The sequence below is a fragment of the Ehrlichia canis str. Jake genome (assembly GCF_000012565.1).
In the GTDB taxonomy this organism is placed as follows: Bacteria; Pseudomonadota; Alphaproteobacteria; order Rickettsiales; family Anaplasmataceae; genus Ehrlichia; species Ehrlichia canis.
Genome location: NC_007354.1, coordinates 804,349 through 831,338, shown reverse-complemented (window position 1 = coordinate 831,338; position 26,990 = coordinate 804,349). Strand labels below are relative to the sequence as shown.

Genomic DNA, 26,990 nt, shown 5'->3' with positions numbered 1-26,990 from the left:
AAATCATGTGGATTTCATTGGTATGAACTACTGCTGTTGAGTGGTATAAATATGCTTAGTATTTATAACTGTTTTTTAAATAATAATTGAATTTTTTGGTTTGTTAGTAAATGTAAGATGTTATAAATAGTGTGTAAGTTTTTATCTAAATATAATATTATTACTTTTGAGAGGGTATTTTGGAATTAAAATCTAGTGCTGGTAAGAACTTTGGTCAGATAATATCTGAACTTCCTTGTAATATTGAAGCTGAACAGATATTATTAGGATCAATGTTGCGTGACAATAGAATTTGTGATGCGGTTGAAGACATAATAACAAGTGATGTATTTTTTGATACTCTACATCGTCGTATCTTTGAACAAATAGTAAAGATTAACAAGCGTGGGCTAGTTGCTAATGAAGTTAGTTTGAAGATGTTTTTTGACAATGATGAAGATTTAATTCAATCTGGTGGAGTTGAATATTTAGCAAAAATTGCAGCAAAAGCTAGTATAGTTTTTGATATTAAAAATGTAGCAAATATAGTTGTTGATGCTTATTTGAGAAGATGTCTCATTTCATTTGGTCAGGATTTAATTAGTGGGGCATATAATTATGATGTTGATAATTCTGCAATTTATCAAATAGAAAATGCTGCACAAAAGTTGTTTTTGCTTGGTAGTCAAGGAAAGTCTGATAAAACTTATCACCAATTTGCACTTTTAGTTGCAAATATTAAGAAAAAAATAGAGTTTGCAAAAAATAATGAAGGAGTATTACAGGGTGTATCTGTTGGATTTCGTGATCTAGATCAACTGCTAAATGGGTTACAAAAATCTGATTTGCTGATTTTAGCTGCGCGTCCTTCTATGGGAAAAACAGCTTTAGCATTAAATATGGCATTAAATGCATGTAAGATTTTAAGTAATAGTAGTCAATATAATGGTCAGCATATTGGATTTTTTTCATTAGAGATGTCAGCTGAACAATTAGCTTCTAGAGTTATAGCTATTGAATCTGATGTAAGTTCTTATAAGGCACTGTCTGGAAAGATTAGTGGGGAAGAGCTTAAAAAAGTAATTGATGCTAGTACTAAAGTGTGTAGTTTACCATTAATTATTGATGATTCATCTAGTATATCTATTAGTAGTTTAAGAACTAGGATTAGAAGAATGCATCAACTATATAATTTAGAAGCTGTATTTATAGATTATTTACAATTAGTCAAAGGTACGACTAAGCGTAGTGGAGAAAATAGAGTTCAAGAAGTATCAGAGGTAACACAAGGACTTAAATCTATTGCGAAGGAACTAAATATACCAGTTGTTGCTTTATCTCAGTTGTCTAGGTTAGTTGAACAACGTGATGATAAAAAACCTCAACTATCAGACTTAAGAGATTCTGGTAGTATAGAACAAGATGCTGATGTTGTAATGTTTTTGTATAGGGAAGAGTATTATGAACTTAGAAAACAACCAGCTGAAGGTACAGCTAAGCATGTGGAATGGCAAGAAAAAATGAATTCAATAAGTAATGTTGCAGATATACTGATCTCAAAGCAGCGTAATGGTCCAATAGGAAATATTAAGTTATTTTTTGAAGCGGAAAAAGGTAGATTTAAAGATTATACATCAAGATATAATCCTGCGGATTTTAATTTGTAAAAATATTTGAAGTCTACTTGTATAAATGTGTAGGTTAGCTTATATAGTGATAATATTAGCGATGCTTCTTAAAAGAAGATTAATTAAAAAGGTGAGTGTCTTATTGATTAGTATTGAAACAATATAATGTCAGCTAGCTATGCTAGATTATTATGTGCTGTTAGGATTACATTAATATTAGGTTATGCTGTATAGATAAGGTAAGTATTTGAGTTACAAGTGAGTTTTTTATCATGAAATATATAGTTCGTGTAATATATTGTAGTTCTAGTATATTAATGTTTTTTATTTAAATCAATAGAAGCTGTGATACTTGGTAAAGTAATGTAGTTTTTTTGTGTAATGTTTTAAGTATTTGATCTAAGAAGATTGTAAATGTTGAATTGTTGCATTATTGTGCTATGGGTATGATATTGGTATTAAAAAGTGTTTATTTAATTAATTATTTATCATGAATAAGAAAGCAGCAGTTGTAGGAGCGGGGTTAGTAGGTAGGTTATTAGCATTAAGATTGTTACGTGAAGGTTGGCAGGTTACTTTATTTGATAAATTTGGTAAAAATGACAAGAGAAGTTGTGGTGTTATTGCTGCAGGTATGCTTGCTTTATATTCGGAATCAGAAAAAATGGAGAAAACTATTTTTGAGTTGGGTGTAAAATCATTAAATTTATGGCCAAGAATTCTCAGCAGTATATTAGGTGATACTTCTTTTAAGATGCTTGGTAGTCTAATAGTAGCTCATAGAAATGACATATCAGATCTTGAGAGAATGATAATGTTTATTAAAAAAAGATCTTGTCTTAATGATTTACAAATAATAGATGAAAGTGATTTGAAAGTACTTGAACCTAATCTCTCGTTTCCTTATGGATTATATTTGCCAGGAGAGGGGCAAATTGATACTTCACAGCTGTTTTATAATACAACTCGTACTTTAGAACACTATGGTGTGATTTGGTATGAGTATGCTGTTGTTAATGAGATTGTTAGTAGAGTTGTTTTTGTAGAAGATAGAAAATTTAAATTTGACTTTGTGTTTGATTGTAGGGGTATAGGTGCAAAAAATGATTTACCTAATTTAAGAGGAGTTAGAGGTGAAGTATTGTTATTATATGCTCCACAAGTTATTTTAAATAGGCCAATTAGAATGGTACACCCTAGATACAGTATATATATAGTCCCTAGAAGGAATTCTCAATTTGTTGTTGGAGCTACTGAAATAGAAAGTTCAGATATGTCTGAAGTTTCAGTACAATCTGTATTAGAGTTATTGTCTGCAGCTTATTCAGTACATAAGGGTTTTGCTGAAGCAAGAATTATAGATATGTCGAGTAATTGCAGAGCGGCATTTACTGATAATTTACCTAAAATATATGTTCAAGGTAATTTAGTAAGGATTAATGGGTTGTATCGACATGGGTATTTGTTAACTCCATCTTTAATAGAGGAGGTAATATTATTACTTAATGAAAACTTTAGTAGTAATTCTTCGATTATTGAGATAATTAATTAGTGCAAGATGTATGTGTTAAATTTTTAGTGATATCTGTACTTTGTGTAAAAATTTGTATTATTAATTGTATTTGAAAACTTGTAACAATGAAATTTCTAAGTACCTAAGTTTTGTGCTTGTTATTTTATATCTTTGGGATTATGAGATATAATAAGTATTAGGTTAATTAATCAGTATAGTTTATTTAGATTTTACTAATCTATTATCTATTCCTTTTACAATAAGTAACTTTTGTAAGAACTTATTCCGCACAATAAAAGAATCAGTTAAAGTTTTATGTGTAAAAACATTTGCCGTATATGGTTCAATTTTAGGAGAAGTATTGTCGGCGATAATAGGAATTGACGAGCAATAGATAACTTATTCATAAATCAAAACTTCATAATTTAAAAGAGTAATTTGTGTGTTTGATATTTATAATGTATTATTAATAAGTATGCTATACGGTATTAGTTTGTTGATACTATGTCATGAGAAAGTATAGAAAATAAAAAATGTTGTAATATTACTGTGCTGTATTAACACGTAATAGATATTATGTTTGATATATTATTATCTAAATATTATAATGTGTATGAAATATAATGCTTAGCTATTCTATAGAAAAAAATCTGATAATAAAAAGATGTTGCTGCATTAGCAGATTAAATACAACCTGTAATCATATTTCTAGAAGTGTTTTACATAAATATATTTTAGAAAGTATCATTCAATAATACTTATATCAATTATTTTAATGTTATTTTCATCGAAGTGTTCAAGTTTCTCAAAATTGGTAAAGAGCTTTGGTGAGGCTATGATGGATCGTGTCATATCTGATCTCATGTTAATAATCCCTAGTTCTATTGCAAGAGGAACTTGATTTTTTCCAATATCTACTTTTAATTCTTGGTTCTCTAATATTATTTTTCCATTTGACTCACGTATATCATATCTCACTTTTACACTATCTCCGCAGCGTATTTTGTTAATTGTACCTTTATAATCTTCAATGGTATTATTAAAAATCAACATGTCATTGATTTCATCTGGATATGATGAATTAATAGATGTTAATTTGACATAATACTGTTCTTTCAGATTATTTTCTTCATCTGTTAATATGATAATACGTTGGCCTTCCTCTTCCATTCCTTCTATTGTATAGTTTAGTTCTTTTACAATACTTTCTCCTAAGTTGAATGTTACTTCTTGTGGAATATTTTTTAGTGTTTGAGAAATAATATTTTTACTATCTGTGTTATGTGAAAATTTATATACTACTGCAGAAATGTTTTGCCCACAGAGTACTTTTTTACCATTTCCATCTGCGATATCATATGCTTTGAATAGATCTGGCTTTATGATTTTATGTTTAATATTTTCTAAATAGTCAACCAATCCATTTTTTTTAATATAATAGTCAATACGTGCTTCAATTAGTGGTTTTAATAGGTCATATCCTATCATATGTGTCAGGGAGTTATTAATATTAATTTTATATGCTTTTGTATGGTTATTAGTATCTTGTTTGTTAAGCATTGCTTTTGTGTATAGGATTTGTAATCCATTTCCTATCAATGCTACAGATATTAGAATGAGACAGAGGTATAATAATCTATAAAGTATTTTTTTCATATTTTTTATAAATTTCTTATAAAGCCTGCTAAACTGTGTAGAATATCTGCCTTATGTGAAAAAATAGTTAAGTGTTCAATTGATTTATCTATTAGATTACTAGCATAGTTTTTAGCATCTTTATTGTTTATTATATTGAGGATATTGTTTTTGGATTTATCTTGATCTTCATCTGCAATATCATCTTTTATTTGAAAAGCATGTCCAAGATTTAATCCATAATTTGCAAGAGCATTTAATTGGATATTTGATGCGTTACCTAATATTCCTCCTAATTCACATATTGCAGAAAAAAACTGTGCTGTTTTTAATACATGTATGTTTTGTATTTCATTTATGTCTTTTGCTATAGTTTCTGTATCAAGTATTTGCCCTTGTATCATGCCTTGGTATCCTATAGCATGAGCTAAAGTTTTTATTATACGGCATCGTATAAGTGGTGATTCATTGATTGTTGATAATATTTCAAATGCTAGAGTTAATAATGCATCACCAGTTAATATTGCAACTGCTTCGTTGAATTTTTTATGAGAGCTTGCTTGTCCACGGCGTATTTCTTCATTATCCATTCCTGGTAGATCATCATGTATTAATGAGTAGACATGTATGATTTCTACAGCTGCACTAACAGGTAGAGTTCTATCTACATTGACATCAAACATTTGAGCTACAGCATTAACAAGAAAAGGACGTATATGCTTACCAGGAGAAAATATAGAGTATCTTATAGATGTCAGTAATATATCTTGATTATTTTCTGGTAGCATACTCTCTAGCTTTTGGATAAGTAAGCTACTATAATGTTTCATTAGCTCTGATATATTACAGGACAAAATTCCCTCTAAACGTTGTTTCATTCTGAAGATTATAGGAACTATAAAATAATATGCAATGTAATTTATAGTTGTTAGAAAAAATTTATAAGTTATTTTAGTTTAAGCCAGTTACTGGTTAGTTTATGTAATCTATGCTTTGTTTTTTAAGAGTTTTGATCATTTATTTTAATAAATACTTTATGTAATAAGTATATTTTAATATTTTTATTTACATGATAAATTAAATTACAGAATAATGTTTGACTATGCTGATGTTCAATTTTATAATCAGCTGACATGACTCCTTCGTCTAGTGGTCCAGGACACCACCCTTTCACGGTGGTAACGCGGGTTCGACTCCCGTGGGAGTCACTTTTATCTTTTATTACACTTTTAAGTGGATGTGTGCTTTCCTAGTTAAGTGTATCTCTTGTATTAACCGTGTAAGTTTAAAACCATATTGTAGAGTTGTATGTAGTGTAAAGTTTTTGCAAGATGTTTTGCATTTCTATATATTGTGTTTTATATAGTAAATACATACAATATATATGCATTTTTACAGTATGTAGTTTTAAATGATGAAAAAATGGTAGAAATTATGAGAAAAGTAATTGTTGATTATGGAAGAGATAATAATCTTACATCTTTTGGTAAGGCTGTATTATCTGATAGGTATTTGCTTGAAAATGAAGATTATCAACAGTTATTTGTAAGAATTTCTGAGTATTATTCAGATAATCCAGAGCATGCGCAAAGGCTATATGATTATATGAGTCAATTGTGGTTTATGCCCGCTACTCCTATATTAAGTAATGGTGGTACAAATAGAGGATTGCCAATTTCATGTTTTTTAAATGAGACAGAGGATAGCTTAAGAGGTATTGTTAATTTATGGAATGAAAATGTATGGTTAGCATCTAAGGGTGGTGGTATAGGAAGTTATTGGGGAAATTTGCGTTCTATAGGTGAAAAAGTACGTGGTAGCGGTAAGACTTCTGGTATCATACCGTTTATTGTAGTTCAAAATGCTTTAACTTTAGCAATTAGCCAGGGCTCGTTACGTCGTGGTAGCTCTGCTGTATACTTACCTGTCTGGCATCCAGAAATTGAAGAATTTTTAGACTTAAGAAAACCGACAGGCGGTGATCCTAATAGAAAAGCATTGAATATACACCATGGTGTTGTATTATCAGATAAATTCATGAAATGTGTGGAAAATGATGAACCGTGGGACTTAATAAGTCCTAAAGATCAATCAGTAATTTTTACTGTAAAAGCACGTGATATATGGATAAAAATTTTGACTACAAGAGTTGAAACAGGAGAACCGTATATATTATTTATTGATCAAGTTGAGCAAAATAAACCTGAAATTTATAAAAAGCTTAATTTAAACATAAAAATGTCCAATTTATGTACTGAAATAACTCTTACTACTGGGTATGATCATTTAAATAAATCCCGTACTGCTATATGTTGTCTTGCATCATTAAATCTTGAATACTATGAAAAATGGAAAGACAATTCACTATTTATTGAAGATGTGATGAGGTTTCTTGATAATGTATTAACTGATTTTATAGAAAAAGCACCTAATGATATGGAAAGAGCAAAATATTCTGCAATGCGTGAACGTAGTATAGGAGTTGGTGTTATGGGATTTCATTCATTTTTGCAGAGTAAAATGATACCGTTTGAGTCTGTAGCTGCTACAATATGGAATAAGAAGATATTTTCTCATATAAAACGACATGCTGATGCTGCATCTTATAATATTGCTATGGAAAAAGGTTCATGTCCTGATGCACAGGATGCTGGTGTTATAGAGAGATTTGTAAATAAGTTATCTATTGCTCCTACTGCGTCAATTTCTATTATTGCTGGCAATACTTCTCCTGGAATTGAACCATATGCGGCAAATGTTTTTACACATAAAACTTTAACTGGTTCTTTTATTGTGCGGAATAAGTTCTTACAAAAGTTACTTATTGTAAAAGGCAAAGATAATGAACAAGTGTGGTCTTCTATTTCAACTAATGAAGGTTCAGTGCAACATTTAGATTTCTTGACAGAAGAAGAAAAATTGATATTCAAAACTGCATATGAGCTTGATCAAAGATGGATAATAGAGCATACAAGTGATAGGTCAAAATATATATGTCAGGCACAATCTGTAAATATTTTTCTACCTGCTAATGTTCATAAGCGGTATTTGCATAAGATACATTTTCTTGCATGGAAAAAGGGACTGAAAAGTTTATATTATTGTAGATCAAAATCAATCCAGCGTGCAGATAAAGTATCGCATGGGGCATTAGAAAAATCAGTAGAACAATATAAGCAAATAACAAACTTTGATTATAATGAATGTTTATCTTGTCAGTAATCGTAGAAAAATTTATAGAATGAATAATAATTTATATATAGTCAGTTTTTAGTGAATTAAGATTTAGAAAATATTATCAGATGTATATAAGGTTCGATAAATAAACTGTGTTTTGAGTAATATACATATTGACTTGAAGTTAATATGTAAATGTGTCACTGTGTTATTGATTATTGTGGTGAATAATTAAGTTATTAAATTTGTAAAGAACAATATGTAATAAGTATCTCTTAGTGGAACTGGTATGCTATATAAAAGTATTGATGAATTTGTTAAAGTAATAGATAAGAAGAAAAGGATAATAGGTTTAGATTTTGGAGAGAAAAAAATAGGAATAGCTTTGAGTGATAAAACAAATTTAGTAGCTATTCCTTATAGTGTATATATAAAAAGAAGTACTAGGAAGGATTTGGGTAGTTTATACAATATTTTTGTAGAAAATAATGTAGGGTCGATGGTTATAGGTTGGCCAATTGAGTTAAGTGGTATAGAAAGTGAATTATGTCAGAAAGTAGTTCTACTAGCAAATCGAATTATAGCAAAGTATAAGATTAATATTTATTTGCATGATGAAAGATACAGTACTGCTATGGCTACGAGAGTTGCAAAATTAGCTAACATTAAGAGGAAAGAATCTCAATCAATTGATGATAAAATTGCAGCTATGTTAATTTTACAGCAGGTACTTGATATAATGAAAATTTATCAAATATAGATAGCAAGATGTTAAGATTGTATGAGTAGTTTAAAAACTTAAGTAATAATATTAAATGTATGTTATGTTGGAATTGCTTAGAGTTAATATTTTAATGTATGTTGTCTAGTATTGAGTAGAAACAGATAAAGGATATGTAATTAGTATTAAAATATAGCAATATACTTGAAATATATGTTAATCAATTTCCAAAGTTAATATTTAATGTATACATATCTAACATTCGGTATAAATATACATGTAAAAGTCTAAAAATCTTATTAGTGTATTAAGCGTGTGAGATATATACACTGTGTTAGCATTACCTCAAAACAGAAAGATGCGGCTGAAGATCTTAAAATTGTATATGTATTCTTGAAGTATAGAGTAATATATGAAATATATTCTAGTTAGGTTGGTATTTGATGTGTCAGCATCTAATTTAAGTGATAAGGATATTAAAAAATTATATACATATAATTTGAAAATGTTAAAATTTATGAAATATATGCTGTTTTAATAGCGCTTTGAAATTAGTGTTTGATATTACATAATCTAAGTAGTAGAAAAAGAAGAATTCATGTAGAAGTATTGGAAATTGTATCAGTAGCTTAAGATGTCAAAATGGATGGAGTATATATTATTTAGAGATTTTTCAAAATTAGTATTTATATGCATATCTAATATTAAAAGATAGATACGTAGGTGTTAAATGCTACATAAGTAGTCTAAAATATTAAAATTTATATGTGTTATGTTAATTACGCTAAAATGTATATAATGAGTTCCTAATGAGTGTGTGATTATAATAATGTTGTTAATATATTCTGTTATTGCTTGTATTCATTTTTGAATATTAATGATATATAGAATTAGCTGTAAGGTTTTTATAAATAATTATTTTATTTATTTTTTATCTGTGCACTTTTTTTTTCATGATGAAATTTTCCTCTTTATATATTCTGTTGTTATGTATATTTAAATTTTTTAGTTTTAATGATGTATGGAATTAGTTGTAAGATTTTTTGTAAACAGTTACCTTATTTACTGCCCTAATGCAAACTCCTATCATCTGTAGGAAAATTTTTTTATGTTAAATTATAAACTATGGTTTTGAATTAGATGATTATACATTATTTATATAGAAAATCATTGTTAATTATGATCATAGAATTTCTTTCTGGACCTGTAGAAATTAAATAAATAGGAACTTTTAATATTTCTTCTATCTTTTTTATATATGATATTGCATTTTGTGGTAGGTCTTTGTATGATACACTACCAAATGTGCTGGTTTGCCAGCCAGGTAATGTCTCATATACTGGTTCTAATTTGCTTTGTATGTAAGGTGAAGCAGGAAGGTAATCATATATTTTATTTTCATACTTATACTTAACACATATTTTTATTTCACTAAATTGATCTAATACATCAAGTTTAGTCATGACTAAACCTGAGACACCAGATAATATAACAGCTTGTCGTGCTAATACTGCGTCAAACCATCCACACCTTCTTTGTCTATTACTTACAGTACCTAATTCTTTACCTGATTCAAACATAGTTTTGCCTATGTTATTATTTTGTTCAGTAAAGAATGGTCCATTGCCTACTCGTGTTGTGTAAGCTTTTACTAGTCCTAGTATATGAGTTTTATTAGATGGATTGATCCCACATCCAATAAATGCTTGCTGTGCTATAGTGTTGCTTGATGTTACAAAAGGGTATGTCCCATGATCAATGTCTAAAAATGTACCTTGTGCTCCTTCAAAAATTATAGTCTTATTTTGTTCTATTAAATTATGTATGGTTTTCCATACTGGTTGAACAAATGGTAAAATTTTTGGTGCAATACTTAGTAATTCATTAACTATATTTTCTGTTTCTATTGATGGATTATTAATGTTTTTTCTTAATAAATTATGGTAGCTTAAAAGATGGTTTACTTTGTTATGTAGTAAATCTTTTGGATCGAATAGATCACATACTCTAATAGCTCTTCTGCTAATTTTATCTGCATAACATGGACCAATTCCTTTATTTGTAGTTCCTATAGTATCTTGCCTAAGTTGTTCGAATAACATGTCTGCTTGTTTATGTACACTTAATACTAAAGGACAAGACTCTGATATTGCAAAATTTTGACTAGTGATGTTGATACCATTGCTTTTTAAATTCTCAATTTCAGAAATAAGAGCATAAGGATCTAAAACTACTCCGTTTCCAATTATTGATAATTTACCGTTTTGTAAAACAGAAGATGGTAGTAGGTTTAACTTATATACATTATCATTGACTACAATAGTATGACCTGCATTATTACCTCCTTGAAACCTAACTACAGCATCTGCATTAGTAGACAGCCAATCTACTACTTTTCCTTTTCCTTCATCACCCCATTGTAAACCTACAACTATTATATTTACCATAGTTTTTCTGTATAAAACCCCAAGTCACACTAACAAAATAAAGAAATTGTGTCAAATTATTTAGTAGTCAAAGTGTATTAACACATGTGATTTGCAATTATTAACATTGTAGAGCAAAATAAGCAAATATGTTAATTGTTTATTATTTGAATCATAAAAGTTATATAATTTAAATAATTATATAAAACTTAAGCTTAGAATGTTTTGTGACTATAAAAATACACTACCTTAGGGTACTTTCTACATGAAAGGTACATGTAGAAAGTAAGGTATATGATGTTTAGTTGAAATTGTGTTTATGGATTTAATTTTTTTATTGACTCGTTTTATTACCATTATCAGTGAGTGTGATAACGACTCTTCGATTTTTGGCATGAGCATGTTCAGCTTCTTCTGGGTTACTGGAATATACTAGAACTGCTGGTTCAGATTTTCCTTTAGATTGTACAGTAATTCTATTTTCTAAAGATTTATCATGTTCTATAATAAAGTCTTTTACTGCATTTGCTCTTTGTTCACCTAGTTCTAAGTTGTACTCATCTGTTCCTCTTGTATCAGTATGTCCGACAATAACAATATTAGTGTTAGTATCTTTTTGTGCTTTTTGTATCACTTTTTCAAGTATTGCTTTATCGGAATCTCCTATTGTTGCCTTTCCAAAATCAAAATATATTTTTTCAATGGTTTTCATATTAGAAAACACATGATCAGTATTCACTAACGGAACATGATCAGTAGTTTTGCAACTACTTAAGATTAAGCATAGTAGTATAAACTTAATAAATACCAACTTGTGTTTCATAGTGCCTCAATCGTTATTAGAACAAGATTATGATGATCATTGCTTAAAATTGTCTTAAGTCAAGAGAAAAATAAAAATGCAGTTATATTACAAAATTTATAGAATAATTTGTTTGTATGTGATTTAGGAATATATTACAGGATGTATGAGGATTTTATTATATCATTTTAGTGAATTGTTATTTTTGATTATAATTTTTTTATATCATAAAAATAGTTGATTATTATATATATTAACGAGGTCTATTATCGATAAATAAGAATATAGGCTGTATTGCATGTAGGTGACTAATCATGAATATTAATTTCTAATTATTTATATAAATGTATACAGTAATATTTAGCATGTTGTTTGTGAGAAAGTTATTTTAATATTCTGTTTTGTAGAATTATTTAAATTTTTTGGATAAGAAATATTGATATTTTGTATTATATTGAGCTAATATGTTCATTATCATTATCAACTATTTATTGGAAATATGTGATAATTTTAGGTATAAGTATTTTTATTATTAATATTTTGCCTAATGTAGTGTATATATAACGTGCATTGTGTGCTTAGTATATATTTTAGAAAAGTCCTTGCATATCCGTGATATTATTTGAATTAATTTTTAATTGACTGACTAGATGAATTTAACATACGTAATATTGTAAATATGAAACATTATAAATTTTTAGAACAAATTTTTGATAAGATTAGGAATGTTAATTCTATCATTAGTGTTTTAGAATCTAGTAAAAATGATTTAAGTGATAAAATAGAGCATGTTTGTACACTTAAAGAAATTAAACATGAGATCATCAGTAATGAAATGGTCAATGATATGATACAACATTGTTTAGCTGATAAATCGAAGTTGAATGAATGGGAAATTGCTAACTTAAATCATATTGAGCTGATTCATAAGGATAGTGTTACTGTTCCTTTAGAATTAAAGTTAGATCTTTATAAAGCACAAGTAAAAAGCAGGAACTCCTGGTTATTGTTTCGTAATGATAATGCTTCTCTGCAAGATGTTATTGCTTTGTTATCTGATGTTGTAAGATTGGTAAGTGACGTTACTTCTATTAAGGCTGAAAGTTTAAAAACTTCTAAGTATGATATTATTTTGGGATTTCAAGATAGTAAATTGAATACTAGGAAAGTGGATTCTATATTTACTGAAATAGGAGCTTTTTTTCGTCAGTTTATTGTTGGAATAAGTGATAAGCAAAAACATAGTAAGATTTGTTATCCAAAAGATATTGGTGAAGATAAACAAGTACTTTTTGGGTATGATATTTTATCATGTTTTGGTATTACAGGTGACAATGTTAATGTTACTAATCAGGGTTATATTAATAATAGATATTCATTGACAAAAGATCTGTCTTTTTTGGTTGATTACGATAAAAGTGATTATAGAATTGGGATAAGGACTTTATTTAGGAAAATAGGTTATGCTTTATATAATTTAAATCTCCCTGAGAAGTGGGTTAAACAGCCTGTAGGATGGAATGTAAATAGTATTTTTTCTGAAATTTTAGGTTTATTAACATCGAATCACTTGATGTTGAGTAGAGAATGTGTGAAGTATATGTCTACTAGTTTAAAGAAAAGGTTTTCTTTCAGAGGTAAAGTTGGACATTATGAGAATATGCAGTTGTATTTTAATGAGGTCCAACCTAGTTTGTTTATGCATAGGTCTGATGAAGTGACGTTATTAGGTCATATTATGCTGAGATATACTTTAGAAAAGGAGATGATAAATGATTCTTTGCAGGTACAAGATTTACCTGATGCTTGGGTTCAGGGAATGAAGCACTATTTTAATATTGTACCGAAAAATGATTTAGAAGGATTTTTACAAGATGATTATTGGGTAAGTGGGGTTTTTGGCTATTTTCCTTGTTGCATGATTTCTGCTATTATTGCTTCTCAGATTTTTTGTTTTATGAAGAATAGTAACTCTCAAATTTTATCACAAGTAGAAAGAGGAGATTTTTCATACTTTGTTTCATGGATAAATAAAAATGTATGTGACTATGGTACAAGGTACAGTAGTCTCGAATTATTGAAGAAAATCACAGGTCAAAAATTGAATGTTAATTTCTATAAAAATTATCTAACAGATAAATATCTAAATGTTTAAATTTCATGTATATTGAGCTAAATTATGTATTTTTAGTTTGATTGGTGAGAATGAGATATGGGCAACAGATATAATGATATGGTAAATATGGCTAATGCTATTAGGGTGTTGTCAGTAGATGCTATACAAAATGCTGCTTCTGGACATCCTGGTATGCCTTTAGGTATGGCAGATGTTGCTACAGTATTATTTGCAAAGTTTTTGAAATTTACTCCTAAAGATACTAGTTGGTTTAATAGGGATAGGTTTGTATTGTCAAATGGGCATGGATCTATGTTATTGTATTCTATATTATATTTTTTAGGATGTTTAGATATAGAAGAAATAAAGAGATTTAGGCAAATTCATTCTTTAACTCCTGGACATCCGGAATATGGTTGCACTCCTGGTGTTGATGCTACTACTGGGCCATTAGGACAGGGTTTAGCATGTGCTGTAGGTATGGCTATAGCAGAGAGAGTATTATCTGAAAAGTTTGGTAGTGAACTTGTAGATCATATGACATATGTTATGGTTGGTGATGGTTGTCTTATGGAAGGGATTAGTCATGAGGCAGCATCTTTAGCAGGGCATTTGCAAATTAGTAAATTAATAGTGTTGTTTGATGATAATGGTATTTCAATAGATGGTGATACATCTTTAGCTGTTTCAGATGATATTAAGGCTAGGTTCTTATCTTATGGTTGGGATGTCTTTGAGATAGATGGGCATGATTTTGATGAGATTGAATCTTCAATTGAAAATGCTCGTAGATCTAGTAAGCCTTCTTTAATTTGTTGTAAGACAATTATTGGGAAAGGCCTTGTTTCAAAAGAAAATACATCTGCTGCACATAGTTGGCCATTTTCAGAAGAAGAAGTAATTTTAATGAAAGAAAAGTTAGGGTGGTGTGATAAGCCATTTGATGTACCAGAAGAGATTTTACAGTTATGGAAAAGTATTGCCAGTAAGTCGGAAAATGAATATAAAGCGTGGCTTAATAAATGTGATGATAAAGCTTCTCAAAGTTTTGTTGATGTAATAAAAGAAGGTGTATCTGATTCAGTATTCTTGAGTTTAAAGAAATTAAAAAAAGAGCTATGTAATTTGAATTTAAATGAAGCAACACGTAAATCTTCTGGTAGAATATTGGAAGTTGTCATGGAAAATACAAGTAAATTAATAGGTGGTTCTGCTGATCTTACTGGTTCTAATAATACTAAACCACAATTTGCATCAATTATTAATAAGGATAACTTTAGTGGCTCTTATTTACATTATGGTATAAGGGAACATGCTATGGCGGCATGTATGAATGGTATGGCATTGCATGGAGGAGTAATTCCTTATGGAGGAACGTTTTTAGTTTTTGCTGATTATTGTAGGCCAGCTATTAGGTTGTCTGCATTAATGAAGAGACATGTTATTTATGTTATGACGCATGATTCTATTGGAGTAGGGGAAGATGGACCAACTCATCAACCTGTAGAACATGTATCATCTTTAAGAGCTATACCTAATTTATATGTTTTCAGACCAGCTGATGCTGTTGAAGTATTAGAATGTTGGGAAATTGCATTAAGATTAACTAGTTCTCCATCTGCATTTATATTATCTAGGCAAAATGTAGGTAATGTTCGTAGTCTATATGTTGAAGAAAATTTATCTAGCAAAGGTGCATATATTATACGTGAATATGAAAAAGATTTAGATGTTACGATCTTTGCTACAGGGTCTGAGGTAGAAGTAGCATTAAAAGCTGCTGATATTTTAAAAGGTAAAGGGTTGGATGCAAGAATAGTGTCTGTTCCTTGTTGGGAATTGTTTGCTCAGCAAGATAAGAAATATATATTCAGTTTGTTAAATAATAAAAGTATAAAAGCTGCTATAGAGGCTGCAAGCTCATTTGGATGGCATAAATATATAGGAGAAGATGGAGTTTTTGTAGGATTAGATGATTTTGGATTATCTGCTCCATGTAAGGATTTATATAAGCATTTTGGAATCACTGCAGAGAATTTAGTGAATAAAATACTTGATAAATTAAAAATTAATATTGATTGAATTAATAGTGTTGTAGGTTAAATATTTAGAATTTTGGTTTTTTAATTACAGTGAGTATTTCATAAAAATACAAAATGTTTTAAGTTTTTTAGTTAGTCATTTTCTTTTTTAAATTACATTTTTATTTGAATTAGTATATTCTCTCTACTTTAGAGTTTATATAATAAACTATTATTAATATTACTAATTGTTTAAATTTAAAATGTCTGAATATTTGTATGGTTGTTTATTAGTATTTTGTGTTTAATCTGTGAGTTTTTTCATGTTGAAAAAGTGAAAGTATTACATAATCCTGAAGCCAAGTGATATTCATATTACTGAAGTTTAATGTTTCATAGCGGTACCATAATGTGTTTGTAATCTCAATTTATTATGAATTAGTTATTGAGAAAATGAGCTAGTAATTTGAATTTTATAATTTAAATGTTTGTTTATTGCTAATATTTGTATATATTGATTTTATCACTATTATTGTTAATTCGATGTTAGTATTTACAGGTTGTGTGTTATTATTTTGCATGGGGGCAATGCTGATATGTGTAGCTACTGGTAATTCTATCTACGATAAAATACTTGCTGCAAATTTATTTGGTACGTATTCTGTAGTTTTGATTGTTGTTGTTGGAGTTATAAATAATACGTTTTCATTTTTAATAGATGTATCTTTAGTATATGCGTGTATTAACTTTATTTCTACTATTGCGTTTATGAGATTTTTTTTACATGGTTCTTTTGGAAAGATAAAGAAATGATAGAATATTTAAGTATGATAATTTTAGTATTAGGGATGTTTTTAGTAATTACTTCTGTAATAGGTGTAATAAGATTCCCTGATTTTTACACAAAATTACATCCTGCAGGTATAACGGATTCTTTAGGAGCTACATTGATTTTAATTGGACTAGCTATGCAATTTGAACTTTCAATTGTTACAATTAAAATCTTATTATTAATCTGTTTTTTATGGATTACTTGTACTACTGCATCTTATGCATTAGCAAGTTCTGCTTATCATAAAGATAAAAAAAGGGAAAATAATGCTAAGTGATGTTAATTTTATTATGAATATTGTTTTATCTTTGTTCCTGGTGTTTGTGTCATTCTCTTTGGTATTTTTTAGAAATCTTACTCTTAATGTAGTAGTGATGTGTATATTTAGTTTTTTGATGGCATTATTGTATTTAATAATGGATGCTCCAGATGTTGCAATTACAGAAGCTTCAGTGGGAGGAGGTATAAGTACTGTACTAATGTTGATGGCGTTGTCATTGATTGGTAAAAATGAAGGAAAAGTGCATTTTAATATAAAAATATTTCCTGTAATTATTGCGTTGGGAATGTTTATAAGTTTGATGTATGTAATACCTGACTTACCTGTTTTTGGAGATCCTAACTCTTTTGCAAAGAATCATGTTGCATCTTATTATTTAAAAAATACCTATAATAACATTGGGATTCCTAATGTGGTAACAGCAATTCTGGCAAGTTTTCGTGGGTATGACACCTTTGGAGAAACTGTTGTGATATTTACTGCTTCTTTAGGAATTTCTTTGTTGCTTGCTAAGGATAATAATCATGTTTAAAAACCCAGTTTTGAGAACAATATATATTTTAATGGTGCCAATTATAATCTTATATGGTTTGTATGTGCAATTTCATGGTGATTATAGCCCAGGTGGTGGCTTTCAAGCTGGTGTTATTGTTGCATCAGCAATTATTTTGCATGGTATATTATTTGGTGTAGATATGACTTCTAAAGCGATATCACAATATATTGTTAAATTGATTTGTGGTATTGGTATTTTAATATATGGAGGTACTGGTATTGCATCTATGTTACTTGGTGGTGAATTTTTGTCTTATTCTGTTTTAATGAGTGATCCAGTATTAGGTCAGGAATTGGGAATATTTATTGTAGAACTTGGTGTAGGCATGACTGTATGTAGTTCTATGTTGATTATTTTTTTTAACTTTGTATCTTCTTATAAAGAATAGATTTGCTAGTAGTTTTATTTTAAGTGTTTTAACTTCGGTATATGATTTTTGGTTATTTTAATTACGTTGTGTCCATAATATTAATGGTTATAGGATTATATGTTACTGCTGCTGATAAAAATCTTGTAAAAAAATTAATAGGGTTAAATGTATTTCAGACTTCTGTATTGTTGTTCTATATTTCTATAGGGTATGTTAGTAATGGAACTGTTCCAATTTTAACTGATGGTGCAATATTGTATACTAATCCTTTGCCTAGTGTTTTGATGTTGACGGCTATTGTTGTGGGAGTTGCAATTTTAGCAGTTGGTTTATCAATTATTGTAAAAATAAAAAAAGCATTTGCTTCAATAGATGATGAAAAAATACGTAGATAAACAAGTAGTTAATACTTTATTTATTAATGTTTTTTAATTGTAAAAATAATAAGGTGTTTTTATCTTTTAAATCTTGTCTATATTGTTATAATTAAAGGCTATAGTTAAGTGAGTTTTAGGTGTAAGTATAGTGTCGAATCATAATAAAAGGATATTAATTGATGCAGTATATCAGGATGGAATTAGAGTAGCAGTATTACGTGATGGGCAAGTTGTAGAATTTGATCAGGAATCAAAAGATAAGAAATGTTTAAAAGGTAATGTGTATTGTGCTGTGGTGAAGCGTATAGAACCGTCTTTACAAGCAGTTTTTATTGAATATGGGGCAAATAAACATGGGTTTTTGCCTTTTTCGGAGATATCATTAGATTACTATAATATTTCTGAAGAGGAGAAGGAAAAGTTATATCAGATCTTGTATGAAGATTCTGATATAAAAAATGATGATGATGTAAAATCTGTAGATGATTCTGTTGTATGTGATAATAAAGATCAAGATGATGTTAATGATTATAATGAAAAATTGACATTATTGAAAAAAGATAATTCAAAAGGTAGTTATAACAAATCTAAATTACCTTTTTATAAGTTGTATAAGGTACAGGATGTAATAAAACTTGAGCAGAAACTAATGGCTCAAATTATCAAAGAAGAGCGTGGAAATAAAGGTGCTACCTTCTCAACTTTTATTACTTTGGTTGGTAGGTATTGTATATTTATGCCGAATTCTGGTAATAAGAATAGCGGAATATCACGGCGTATTGAAGATGCTGATGATAGAAAAACTTTAAAAAATTTTCTGAATGTAATAAAGCTGCCAAAAGAATCTGGAATGATTATTAGAACTGCTGGGTCTAATAAAAGTCAGAAAGAGATAGAACAGGATCTGTCTTATTTACAATCAACTTGGCGCAGTATACAAAATAGTTATGTGAGTATTACTGTGCCATCATTGTTGTATGTTGAAGGTGATATAATAAAAAGGACATTAAGGGATTATTGTGATGAAAATACACAAGACATAATTGTATCTGGTAGCTATGCATATGAATTAGCAAAAGAATGTGTTAAGTTTATGTTTAGGAACAGAGTACGTCTTAGAATTTATAAAGGCAGTGTTCCTATTTTTTCTTATTATAAAATTGAGTCGCAAATTTGTGAGTTATATGGGAATATAGTTAATTTACCTTCTGGTGGCTATATGGTTATTACTCCTACAGAAGCACTTGTGTCAATAGATGTTAATTCTGGCAAAATGACAGGTGAAGACAGTATTGAGGAAACAGCTTATAAAACAAATATGGAAGCTGTTAAGGAAATTGCTAGGCAAGTGAATTTGCGTGGGTTGTCCGGGTTAATAGTAATAGATTTTATCGATATGTTGAAATACAGATATTGTAGGTCGGTAGAATCTGAAATTAAAGAAGCTTTTAAGTATGATAAAGCAAAAGTACAATTTGGTTATATCAGCACATTTGGATTGATGGAGATATCGAGACAAAGAGTTAAGCAGAGTATACTAGAAGCAAATACAGTGCAATGTTCACATTGTAACGGTGTAGGTAGAGTGAGGTCATTAGAATCTTCTTCTGGTGATATATTACGTGATATTAGATACTGTGCTAATAAGAATCGTAATAAACTAATAAATATTTCTGTTGCTGGACAAATGATAGAATATTTTTTTAACAATAAACGTCAACATATTGCTGAAATTGAAGAAGAATTTAGTGTATCAGTAAAGTTAACTGTTAATCAGAATACTAGTAATATATCAGATTTTAATATTAATGTTGAGAATGATGATATATCAAATCAAAATAAAGATGTAGTCAATATATTTACTGTTGACTATAAAATTTCTGAAGATAATAAATTGAAAGAAGAAATGCAAGATACTTCTACTGGAAGTATGTGGATAAAGAAGTGGTTAACACGTATATTTTCAAGTATTTAATTCATAAATTTATGAACTTGTATTAAATGGGGTTGTAATCTTGTGATTTGGTTATTATATCTGTGATTATAATTTTGATTTTTATGTAAGGGGGGCTATTTATGGCTGTTATAGGTATAGATTTAGGTACGACAAATTCTTGTGTTGCGGTAATGGAAGGTGGTGATGCAAAAGCCATTGAAAATAGTGAGGGTGCTAGGACTACACCTTCAATAGTTGCATTTACTGATTCGGAAAGGTTAGTTGGTGATCCAGCGAAACGTCAAGCTACTACGAATGCCAAGAATACTATATATGCTAGTAAAAGGCTTATAGGACGTAGATATCAAGATGTAAAAGATATAAAATCATCTTATGAAGTAGTATCTGCTAAAAATGGTGATGCTTGGATAAAAGTACTTGGCAAAGAATATTCTCCTAGTCAGATTGGTGCATTTGTTTTAGAAAAAATGAAAGAAACAGCAGAAAGGCACCTTGGACATAAGGTTGAAAAGGCTGTAATCACAGTACCAGCATATTTTAATGATGCACAGCGTCAAGCGACAAAAGATGCTGGAAAGATAGCGGGACTAGATGTTATTAGAATAATTAATGAACCTACAGCTGCTGCGTTAGCATATGGGTTAAACAAAAGTGATAAACAAAAAGTAATAGCAGTATATGATTTAGGTGGAGGTACTTTTGATGTATCAATATTAGAAATTGCTGATGGTGTTTTTGAAGTAAAAGCAACAAATGGTGACACAATGCTTGGTGGTGAAGATTTTGACCATGCAATAATGGACTATTTGATGGATGATTTTAAAAAAACTACAGGTATAGATTTACATAATGATGCTATGGCGGTACAAAGGATTAAAGAAGCATCAGAGAAAGCAAAGATAGAATTATCTAATCGTATGGAAACTGATATAAACTTGCCGTTTATTTCTAGTGATAGTACAGGGCCTAAGCACTTAAGCTTAAAGTTAACTAGAGCTAAGTTTGAAAATTTAGTTGATGATTTAATTCAAAGAACTATTGAACCATGTAAGAAGGCTCTTAAAGATGCTGGGATATCTGCAGATAAAATAGATGAAGTTGTATTAGTTGGTGGGATGACTAGGGTTCCTAAAGTAATACAAAAAGTAAAAGAATTTTTTGGTAGGGAACCTCACAAAGGTGTTAACCCAGATGAAGTTGTGGCAATAGGTGCTGCTATACAAGGAAGTATTCTTGCTGGTGATGTAAGAGATGTGTTATTATTAGATGTTACACCATTATCTTTAGGTATAGAAACTTTAGGTGGTGTATTTACTCCATTAATTGAAAGGAATACTACAATTCCTACAAAAAAATCTCAGGTGTTTTCTACTGCGGAAGATGGTCAAACTGCTGTAACTATTAAGGTTTATCAGGGTGAGAGGAAAATGGCAGCTGACAATAAGTTGTTAGGTCAATTTAGCTTAGAAGGTATACCTTCAGCTCCTCGTGGTATGCCTCAAATTGAAGTTACTTTTGATATAGATGCTAATGGTATAGTGCATGTTTCAGCAAAAGATAAAGCTTCTGGTAAGGAACAAGCTATTAAGATTCAATCTTCTGGAGGGTTGAGTGATGATGAGATTCAAAGGATGATAAAAGAGGCTGAACAAAAAGCTGGAGAAGATGAAAAGCGCAAAAAATTTATTGAGCTCAAAAATAATGGTGAAAATTTAGTACACTCTACAGAAAAATCTTTAAATGAATATGGTGATAAAATTCCGAATTCTGATAGGTTAGAAATTGAAAATGCTATTAGAGATGTAAGAGATGCTCTTGGTAATAGTGATGTTGAGAGTGTAGACATTTTACAACAAAAAGTTGATCATTTAATGAAAGTCTCAATGAAGCTAGGTGAAGCTTTATATGGTAATGCTAATAATACTTCATCTACTGAAAGTACTACAACAAATAATAATAATGAAGAGGATTCTAAAGTTGTTGATTCTGATTATCAAGAAATTGATAAGAAAGATGGAAAATAGATATGTAGCCTGTTGTGGTAATGTAGGATAATACGGTTGATAGATATACTATATTATGCTAGGATTCAAGTAGGGAGTTTCTGTATTGTACGTTGAAGTTAAGTTAATTCCTCGAGCTCGATTGATTGTTTTAGGGAGCTGTCACTGTTAGTTAATGGATACTAATAAATGGTGCCCACCTTAGCTTAAGTCTCAGGATATTCAGAGCATAGACGGCAGTGACGGTTTCTCCCTGTGTTTTCTTGTTTTTCTAATACAATTCTACTATGTCTAATAATGAATATAACTTAAATGATGATGAAATAATAAACTTTTCTGCTATTGATTTATTTAACATAGTATTAGATGTTGAAAAGTATCCGGATTTTCTTCCGTGGTGTAAAGCAGTTTATGTAAGAACTAGAAAAGAAAATATTATGATAGCAGATTTATTGGCTAGTTTTAAAGGGCTAAGTGGTAAATATACTTCGCATATTGTATTTAAAGAACCTACTTTAAATGAAGAAGGATGGATAAAAGTAGAAGCAATAGAAGGATTATTTAAATTTTTGCATAATCAGTGGACTTTTATTCCTATAGATGGAAATAGAACATTGGTGAAATTTTACATAAGTTGTGCTTTTAAAGTCCCTATGTTACAATCTGCATTTAATCTGGTTTGTGATCATGCATATAAGAAAATAATTACTGCATTTAGAAATAGAGCAAATAATTTATTGTTACATAAGTGATAGTTAACACTATTCATGTAATGTTATTTTTGTGATCAATAATTTGAGAATATAATTATAATTTTCTACTGTTTAATTAATTTATTATTTTGAATGCTTTGAAGTTCTAAATGATATTATTAAGTCTTTTGTTAAATGTGAATAATGGTGACTTTATTGTTAAAAAAGTAGGTTGTGCTATAGAGTAGTTTGTGTAATTAATTAACTTTTATTATAGTTTAAACAAATCAATTACTTATGTAATTTTTCATAAGTGTATATTACTACATTGAAAAATAGCCCAGATAATTTAGTGATTTGTATGTAGAATTATTAATTGTGAAGTAATGTTTAAAAGCAATTAGAAGATTTCAAGTGAGATCTTGATTTTTATTAAATAATTTTAAATTTAAAGCATTTATATTATTTTGGAATTATATAGATAAATGCTTTTTATAGTTTAGTTGAATGTAACATTTTTTTATTTAACTAGGTATTAAACTAGTAGTCAATTAAAAAACAAAATCATTTCATCGGTTAAGATTACTTCATTAGGAGAATCAGAAATGATTTTGAAGTTATATAGATGACATATGACTAGTATTCAATATTTATGTTAAGTAGCTTTGATTAGTATTAGCTAATAATTTGCCAATAGAAGTGTTAGTAGTTTGTAGATGTTAAATTGTGTTTTTGTAGTTATTGCTGAACTGTATAATAATCAGTATTAAATTGTTATTTCTTTTGTATTCTGAGATTAATGTTTTAATATAAGAATGTATTTTATCATGCTAATATTTAGTAGCATTTTTAATACTACTTAGTATTAATTATAATATAACTTGAAATAAATAATAAACTATATAACTTGAGTTATTATGAGTAAGTATTTTACTACGCGCTGTTCTAGTATAGCAATGATACATTGGTTAATTTTGTTCGTATTTGTTGTATTAGAGCTGTATTTATATGATGCAAAGATTGATGAATATAACTATAGTCTAATATTATTTTATGTGTTTTCTTTTATTATTGCTCAAATTTTTTTGTATATTTGGAATCTAAAGAAGCATGAAACAATTCTATACCTTTTATATTATTTAAGTAGCATAACCACAATTTCTTCAAAAAGCTTATTATCTTTAGTAATATCATTTGAATTTATGTCATTAAGTGCATTAATGATAATTGCTGCTGACTCTGTTGGAAATAATAAAAAAGCAGTGATACATTATTCATGTGTTCACTTTTTAGCTGGAGTTTTATTACTTATTGGATCGTTTGGTGGAGTTTTAAGTGTAGTTAAGCACAGCTATGATGATTACTGTAGATTGTGTTTTCTAGTAGGGTTATTGATCAATTGTGCATGTTTTCCTTTATCTTCTTGGGTGACAGATAGTTATTCTTCAGCGTTGAATAATAGTATTATAGTTTTGTCTGTGTTTACTACTAAAGTTTCAGCATTTGTTTTATTGTTCTTTTTTCAAGGGGAAAGTATATTGTTGTTTTTGGGTATAGCAACATCTGTTTATGGAATTGTTTTTTCAGTGTTAGAAAATAATATTAAACGTTTACTTTGTTATAATCTGGTTGGACAAATGGGGTTAGTTATTACTGCTATAGGGTTTTCTTATAGCGGTGATGTTGATGTTCATGGTGTAATTGTTTTGCAGATAGTTTTGTCTATTGTTTATCAGACTTTGCTATTTATGGTTGCTATGTCTGTAATAAATAGTACTCAGAAATTTAATCTTAATGAAGTTGGTGGATTATTTAAAAAGATGCCAATGGAAGCAATATGTTCTGCAGTTGCTATATTTACTATGGGAGCTTTACCTGGTACTGGTGGCTTTGTTTCTAAATTACTGATTACACATAATGTGGATAATTTTGATCCTACGAATGTGTTGATAAGCAAGTTATTTTTAGGATGTAGTATATTACTGTTCATTAGTGTTGGTGTGAAATTTTTTTGGTATGTATTCATATCCAAATCTAAGGAAAATACTGTTATTAAAAAAGTTTGTATAGCATCTAGGTTATCGATGTTGATATTAACGTTAGTTTGTATATTTTTTGGAGTATTTAGTAGTTATTATGTATTTCATAATCTAGATCCTGAAACCTTAGACAGTATTATATTACAATGTGAATTAATATTTGGGAGTATATTGTTTTTTATTGTTTTTCGTTCAGTTTTTAGTGGAAGAGTGAACTTTAATATGGATATAGATTGGGTATATAGAGTATTATTCATGCGTATAATATACATTATATGTGATTTTTTATTGTACATTTTCAGTATTCTTGTTACAATGTTTAGCTATGTCTTTAGTAATAAAATGTTATTATGCTCTAAGAGCGGCAAGGAAGTTTTAAATATTGCAAGCGTAAATCCTTTAGGGTTTATGATACTTCTAAGTATGTTATTTGTTATTGTTATGGTCATTGTGTACTTATGTTTGAGTCTTTAACTAGTAGTTTAACTAATATAATCCAAAAGATGCAAAGTAAACATGTTATTTCTTCTGAGGATTTTGATTCAACAATGGAAGAAGTGAAAATTGCTTTGCTTGATGCTGATGTTGCTTTGTCTGTTGTTAAAGATTTTATAAATAATGTTAAAGAAAAAATAGTTGGTGAAACTACTGTAAAAGGTGTATTGCCAACTCAAATGATAATAAAAAAAATACAAGATTGTTTAATTGAAATATTGGGATCTGAAAAACAGGATTTGAATATTTCTGCTAAACCTTTTTCTGTTATTATGATGGTAGGGCTTCAAGGTGTTGGTAAAACTACAACTACAGCTAAATTGGCATTAAAACTTAAAAATAAGAAGAAAGAAGTGATAATGGCATCGTTAGATTTATATCGTCCTGCAGCGCAAAAGCAGTTAGAGATATTAGGAAAACAAATAGATGTGAAAACCTTACCCATTATTGAAAATCAAGCTCCTGTTGATATAGTGAAAAGGGCTATGGAAGCAGCTCAGCATGGTAATTATAGTGTTTTAATTTTGGATACAGCTGGAAGGTTACATATTGATCAGGTAATGATGGAAGAATTAAAGGCTATTAAGGATCTTTCATGTCCTAGTGAAATAATTTTAGTTGCTGACTCTATGATAGGTCAAGATGCTGTAAATGTAGCTAAATCGTTTAACGATAGTATAGGCATTACAGGTGTTATTTTAACACGTGTAGATGGTGATTCTAGAGGTGGTGCAGCATTATCTATGAAGATGTCGATTGGTAGTCCGATTAAATTTATTGCTACTGGAGAAAAATTAAGTGATTTAGATGATTTTTATCCAGATAGAATCGCTAAAAGAATACTGAATATGGGTGATGTTGTATCTTTAGTAGAGAAAGCTACAGAAGCTGTAGGTAAACATGCTATAGATGAAATGCAAAAGAAAGCACAAAAAGGAAAATTTGATTTAAATGATTTAGTACAACAGTTAAAAGCTTTAAATAAGTTAGGTGGTATTGCCAATATTTTAAAATTTATGCCTAATTTTGGATCTGATGTTAAACGTCAGGTTTCTGGAATTGCAGATGATAGTAGAGTAAAACAGTATATAGCAATTGTTAATTCTATGACGAAAAAGGAAAGAGAAAATCCTAAGATATTGAATGGTGCACGTAAAGCTAGGATTGCAAAAGGTGCTGGTGTACAAATTAACACTATTAATATGCTGCTAAAGCAGTTTAATCAAATGAGTACTTTAATGAATAAGTTTAGTAAAGTTGATTATAATAAGCTAAAAAATGTAGATTTAATGAATCTGTTTAAGGAGAAGTGATTTTTGTATGTTTTGTAAAACATTTTAATTATTTTATAGTATCTGTGCTTTATAAATT

Annotated in this window: 20 protein-coding genes and 1 tRNA gene; 17 read left to right on the top strand and 4 right to left on the bottom strand. The window is 29.0% G+C overall.

The features are described 5' to 3' along the window. The first annotated feature begins 179 nt into the window (after positions 1–179). Entirely contained in the window at positions 180–1,646 is a 1,467-nt protein-coding gene (locus tag ECAJ_RS02955) for a replicative DNA helicase (protein WP_011304683.1), read from the top strand. A 451-nt stretch (positions 1,647–2,097) separates the two neighbouring features. Continuing rightward, positions 2,098–3,159, top strand: a complete 1,062-nt coding sequence (locus ECAJ_RS02950; RefSeq protein WP_011304682.1) for an FAD-dependent oxidoreductase — start codon at positions 2,098–2,100, stop codon at positions 3,157–3,159. A gap of 705 nt (positions 3,160–3,864) precedes the next feature. Here ECAJ_RS02950 and ECAJ_RS02945 read toward each other — a convergent pair. Together ECAJ_RS02945 and ECAJ_RS02940 are read right to left on the bottom strand one after the other, a co-directional pair. Next, positions 3,865–4,776: a hypothetical protein gene (locus ECAJ_RS02945; RefSeq protein WP_011304681.1), complete on the bottom strand. Its 912-nt coding sequence runs from the start codon at positions 4,774–4,776 to the stop codon at positions 3,865–3,867. A 5-nt stretch (positions 4,777–4,781) separates the two neighbouring features. Continuing rightward, positions 4,782–5,633 carry a polyprenyl synthetase family protein gene (locus tag ECAJ_RS02940; protein WP_011304680.1) on the bottom strand — a complete coding sequence of 284 codons (852 nt, stop codon included), beginning with the start codon at positions 5,631–5,633 and terminating at the stop codon, positions 4,782–4,784. Between the two features lie 257 nt (positions 5,634–5,890). Between ECAJ_RS02940 and ECAJ_RS02935 the strand changes: the two genes are divergently transcribed. The 3 genes from ECAJ_RS02935 to ruvX all read left to right on the top strand — a co-directional run bounded on the left by ECAJ_RS02935 (position 5,891) and on the right by ruvX (position 8,692). Next, a tRNA-Glu gene (locus ECAJ_RS02935) sits at positions 5,891–5,963 on the top strand. A 172-nt stretch (positions 5,964–6,135) separates the two neighbouring features. Next, positions 6,136–7,977, top strand: coding sequence for a ribonucleoside-diphosphate reductase subunit alpha (locus ECAJ_RS02930; RefSeq protein WP_407918901.1), 1,842 nt, complete (start codon positions 6,136–6,138; stop codon positions 7,975–7,977). A gap of 244 nt (positions 7,978–8,221) precedes the next feature. Continuing rightward, positions 8,222–8,692, top strand: coding sequence for a Holliday junction resolvase RuvX (gene ruvX / locus ECAJ_RS02925; protein WP_011304678.1), 471 nt, complete (start codon positions 8,222–8,224; stop codon positions 8,690–8,692). Between the two features lie 1,112 nt (positions 8,693–9,804). On the opposite strand, the gene ECAJ_RS02920 is transcribed toward ruvX, so the two are convergent. Together ECAJ_RS02920 and ECAJ_RS02915 are read right to left on the bottom strand one after the other, a co-directional pair. Continuing rightward, complete coding sequence (locus ECAJ_RS02920) at positions 9,805–11,100, bottom strand: adenylosuccinate synthase (RefSeq protein ID WP_011304677.1); 1,296 nt, start codon at positions 11,098–11,100, stop codon at positions 9,805–9,807. A 313-nt stretch (positions 11,101–11,413) separates the two neighbouring features. Continuing rightward, entirely contained in the window at positions 11,414–11,902 is a 489-nt protein-coding gene (locus tag ECAJ_RS02915) for an OmpA family protein (protein ID WP_011304676.1), read from the bottom strand. 658 nt (positions 11,903–12,560) lie between these two features. On the opposite strand from ECAJ_RS02915, the gene ECAJ_RS02910 reads away from it, so the two are divergent. The 12 genes from ECAJ_RS02910 to ffh all read left to right on the top strand — a co-directional run bounded on the left by ECAJ_RS02910 (position 12,561) and on the right by ffh (position 26,932). Then, positions 12,561–14,036, top strand: coding sequence for a carboxypeptidase (locus ECAJ_RS02910; RefSeq protein ID WP_011304675.1), 1,476 nt, complete (start codon positions 12,561–12,563; stop codon positions 14,034–14,036). 57 nt (positions 14,037–14,093) lie between these two features. Beyond that, entirely contained in the window at positions 14,094–16,079 is a 1,986-nt protein-coding gene (gene tkt, locus ECAJ_RS02905) for a transketolase (RefSeq protein WP_011304674.1), read from the top strand. 518 nt (positions 16,080–16,597) lie between these two features. Continuing rightward, positions 16,598–16,831, top strand: coding sequence for a monovalent cation/H+ antiporter complex subunit F (locus ECAJ_RS02900; RefSeq protein WP_231243004.1), 234 nt, complete (start codon positions 16,598–16,600; stop codon positions 16,829–16,831). Then, positions 16,828–17,127, top strand: coding sequence for a monovalent cation/H(+) antiporter subunit G (gene mnhG / locus ECAJ_RS02895; RefSeq protein ID WP_044261998.1), 300 nt, complete (start codon positions 16,828–16,830; stop codon positions 17,125–17,127). The genes ECAJ_RS02900 and mnhG overlap by 4 nt, the downstream gene beginning before the upstream one ends. Further along, on the top strand, positions 17,117–17,662 hold the full coding sequence (locus tag ECAJ_RS02890) for a DUF4040 domain-containing protein (protein WP_011304671.1): 546 nt from the start codon (positions 17,117–17,119) through the stop codon (positions 17,660–17,662). Before mnhG ends, ECAJ_RS02890 begins: the two co-directional genes overlap by 11 nt. Further along, positions 17,655–18,074: a Na(+)/H(+) antiporter subunit B gene (locus ECAJ_RS02885; protein ID WP_011304670.1), complete on the top strand. Its 420-nt coding sequence runs from the start codon at positions 17,655–17,657 to the stop codon at positions 18,072–18,074. The genes ECAJ_RS02890 and ECAJ_RS02885 overlap by 8 nt, the downstream gene beginning before the upstream one ends. Before the next feature lie 41 nt (positions 18,075–18,115). Beyond that, the gene (locus ECAJ_RS02880; protein WP_011304669.1) at positions 18,116–18,451 is read left to right on the top strand and encodes a cation:proton antiporter subunit C; all 336 of its coding nucleotides are present in this window, start codon (positions 18,116–18,118) and stop codon (positions 18,449–18,451) included. A gap of 130 nt (positions 18,452–18,581) precedes the next feature. Continuing rightward, on the top strand, positions 18,582–20,408 hold the full coding sequence (locus ECAJ_RS02875) for an Rne/Rng family ribonuclease (RefSeq protein ID WP_011304668.1): 1,827 nt from the start codon (positions 18,582–18,584) through the stop codon (positions 20,406–20,408). 101 nt (positions 20,409–20,509) lie between these two features. Continuing rightward, entirely contained in the window at positions 20,510–22,414 is a 1,905-nt protein-coding gene (gene dnaK / locus ECAJ_RS02870; protein WP_011304667.1) for a molecular chaperone DnaK, read from the top strand. A 266-nt stretch (positions 22,415–22,680) separates the two neighbouring features. Continuing rightward, positions 22,681–23,145, top strand: a complete 465-nt coding sequence (locus ECAJ_RS02865) for a type II toxin-antitoxin system RatA family toxin (protein WP_011304666.1) — start codon at positions 22,681–22,683, stop codon at positions 23,143–23,145. Between the two features lie 857 nt (positions 23,146–24,002). After that, the gene (locus ECAJ_RS02860; RefSeq protein WP_011304665.1) at positions 24,003–25,598 is read left to right on the top strand and encodes a proton-conducting transporter membrane subunit; all 1,596 of its coding nucleotides are present in this window, start codon (positions 24,003–24,005) and stop codon (positions 25,596–25,598) included. Next, positions 25,583–26,932: a signal recognition particle protein gene (ffh, locus tag ECAJ_RS02855; protein WP_011304664.1), complete on the top strand. Its 1,350-nt coding sequence runs from the start codon at positions 25,583–25,585 to the stop codon at positions 26,930–26,932. The genes ECAJ_RS02860 and ffh overlap by 16 nt, the downstream gene beginning before the upstream one ends. The last annotated feature ends 58 nt before the right edge of the window (positions 26,933–26,990 follow it).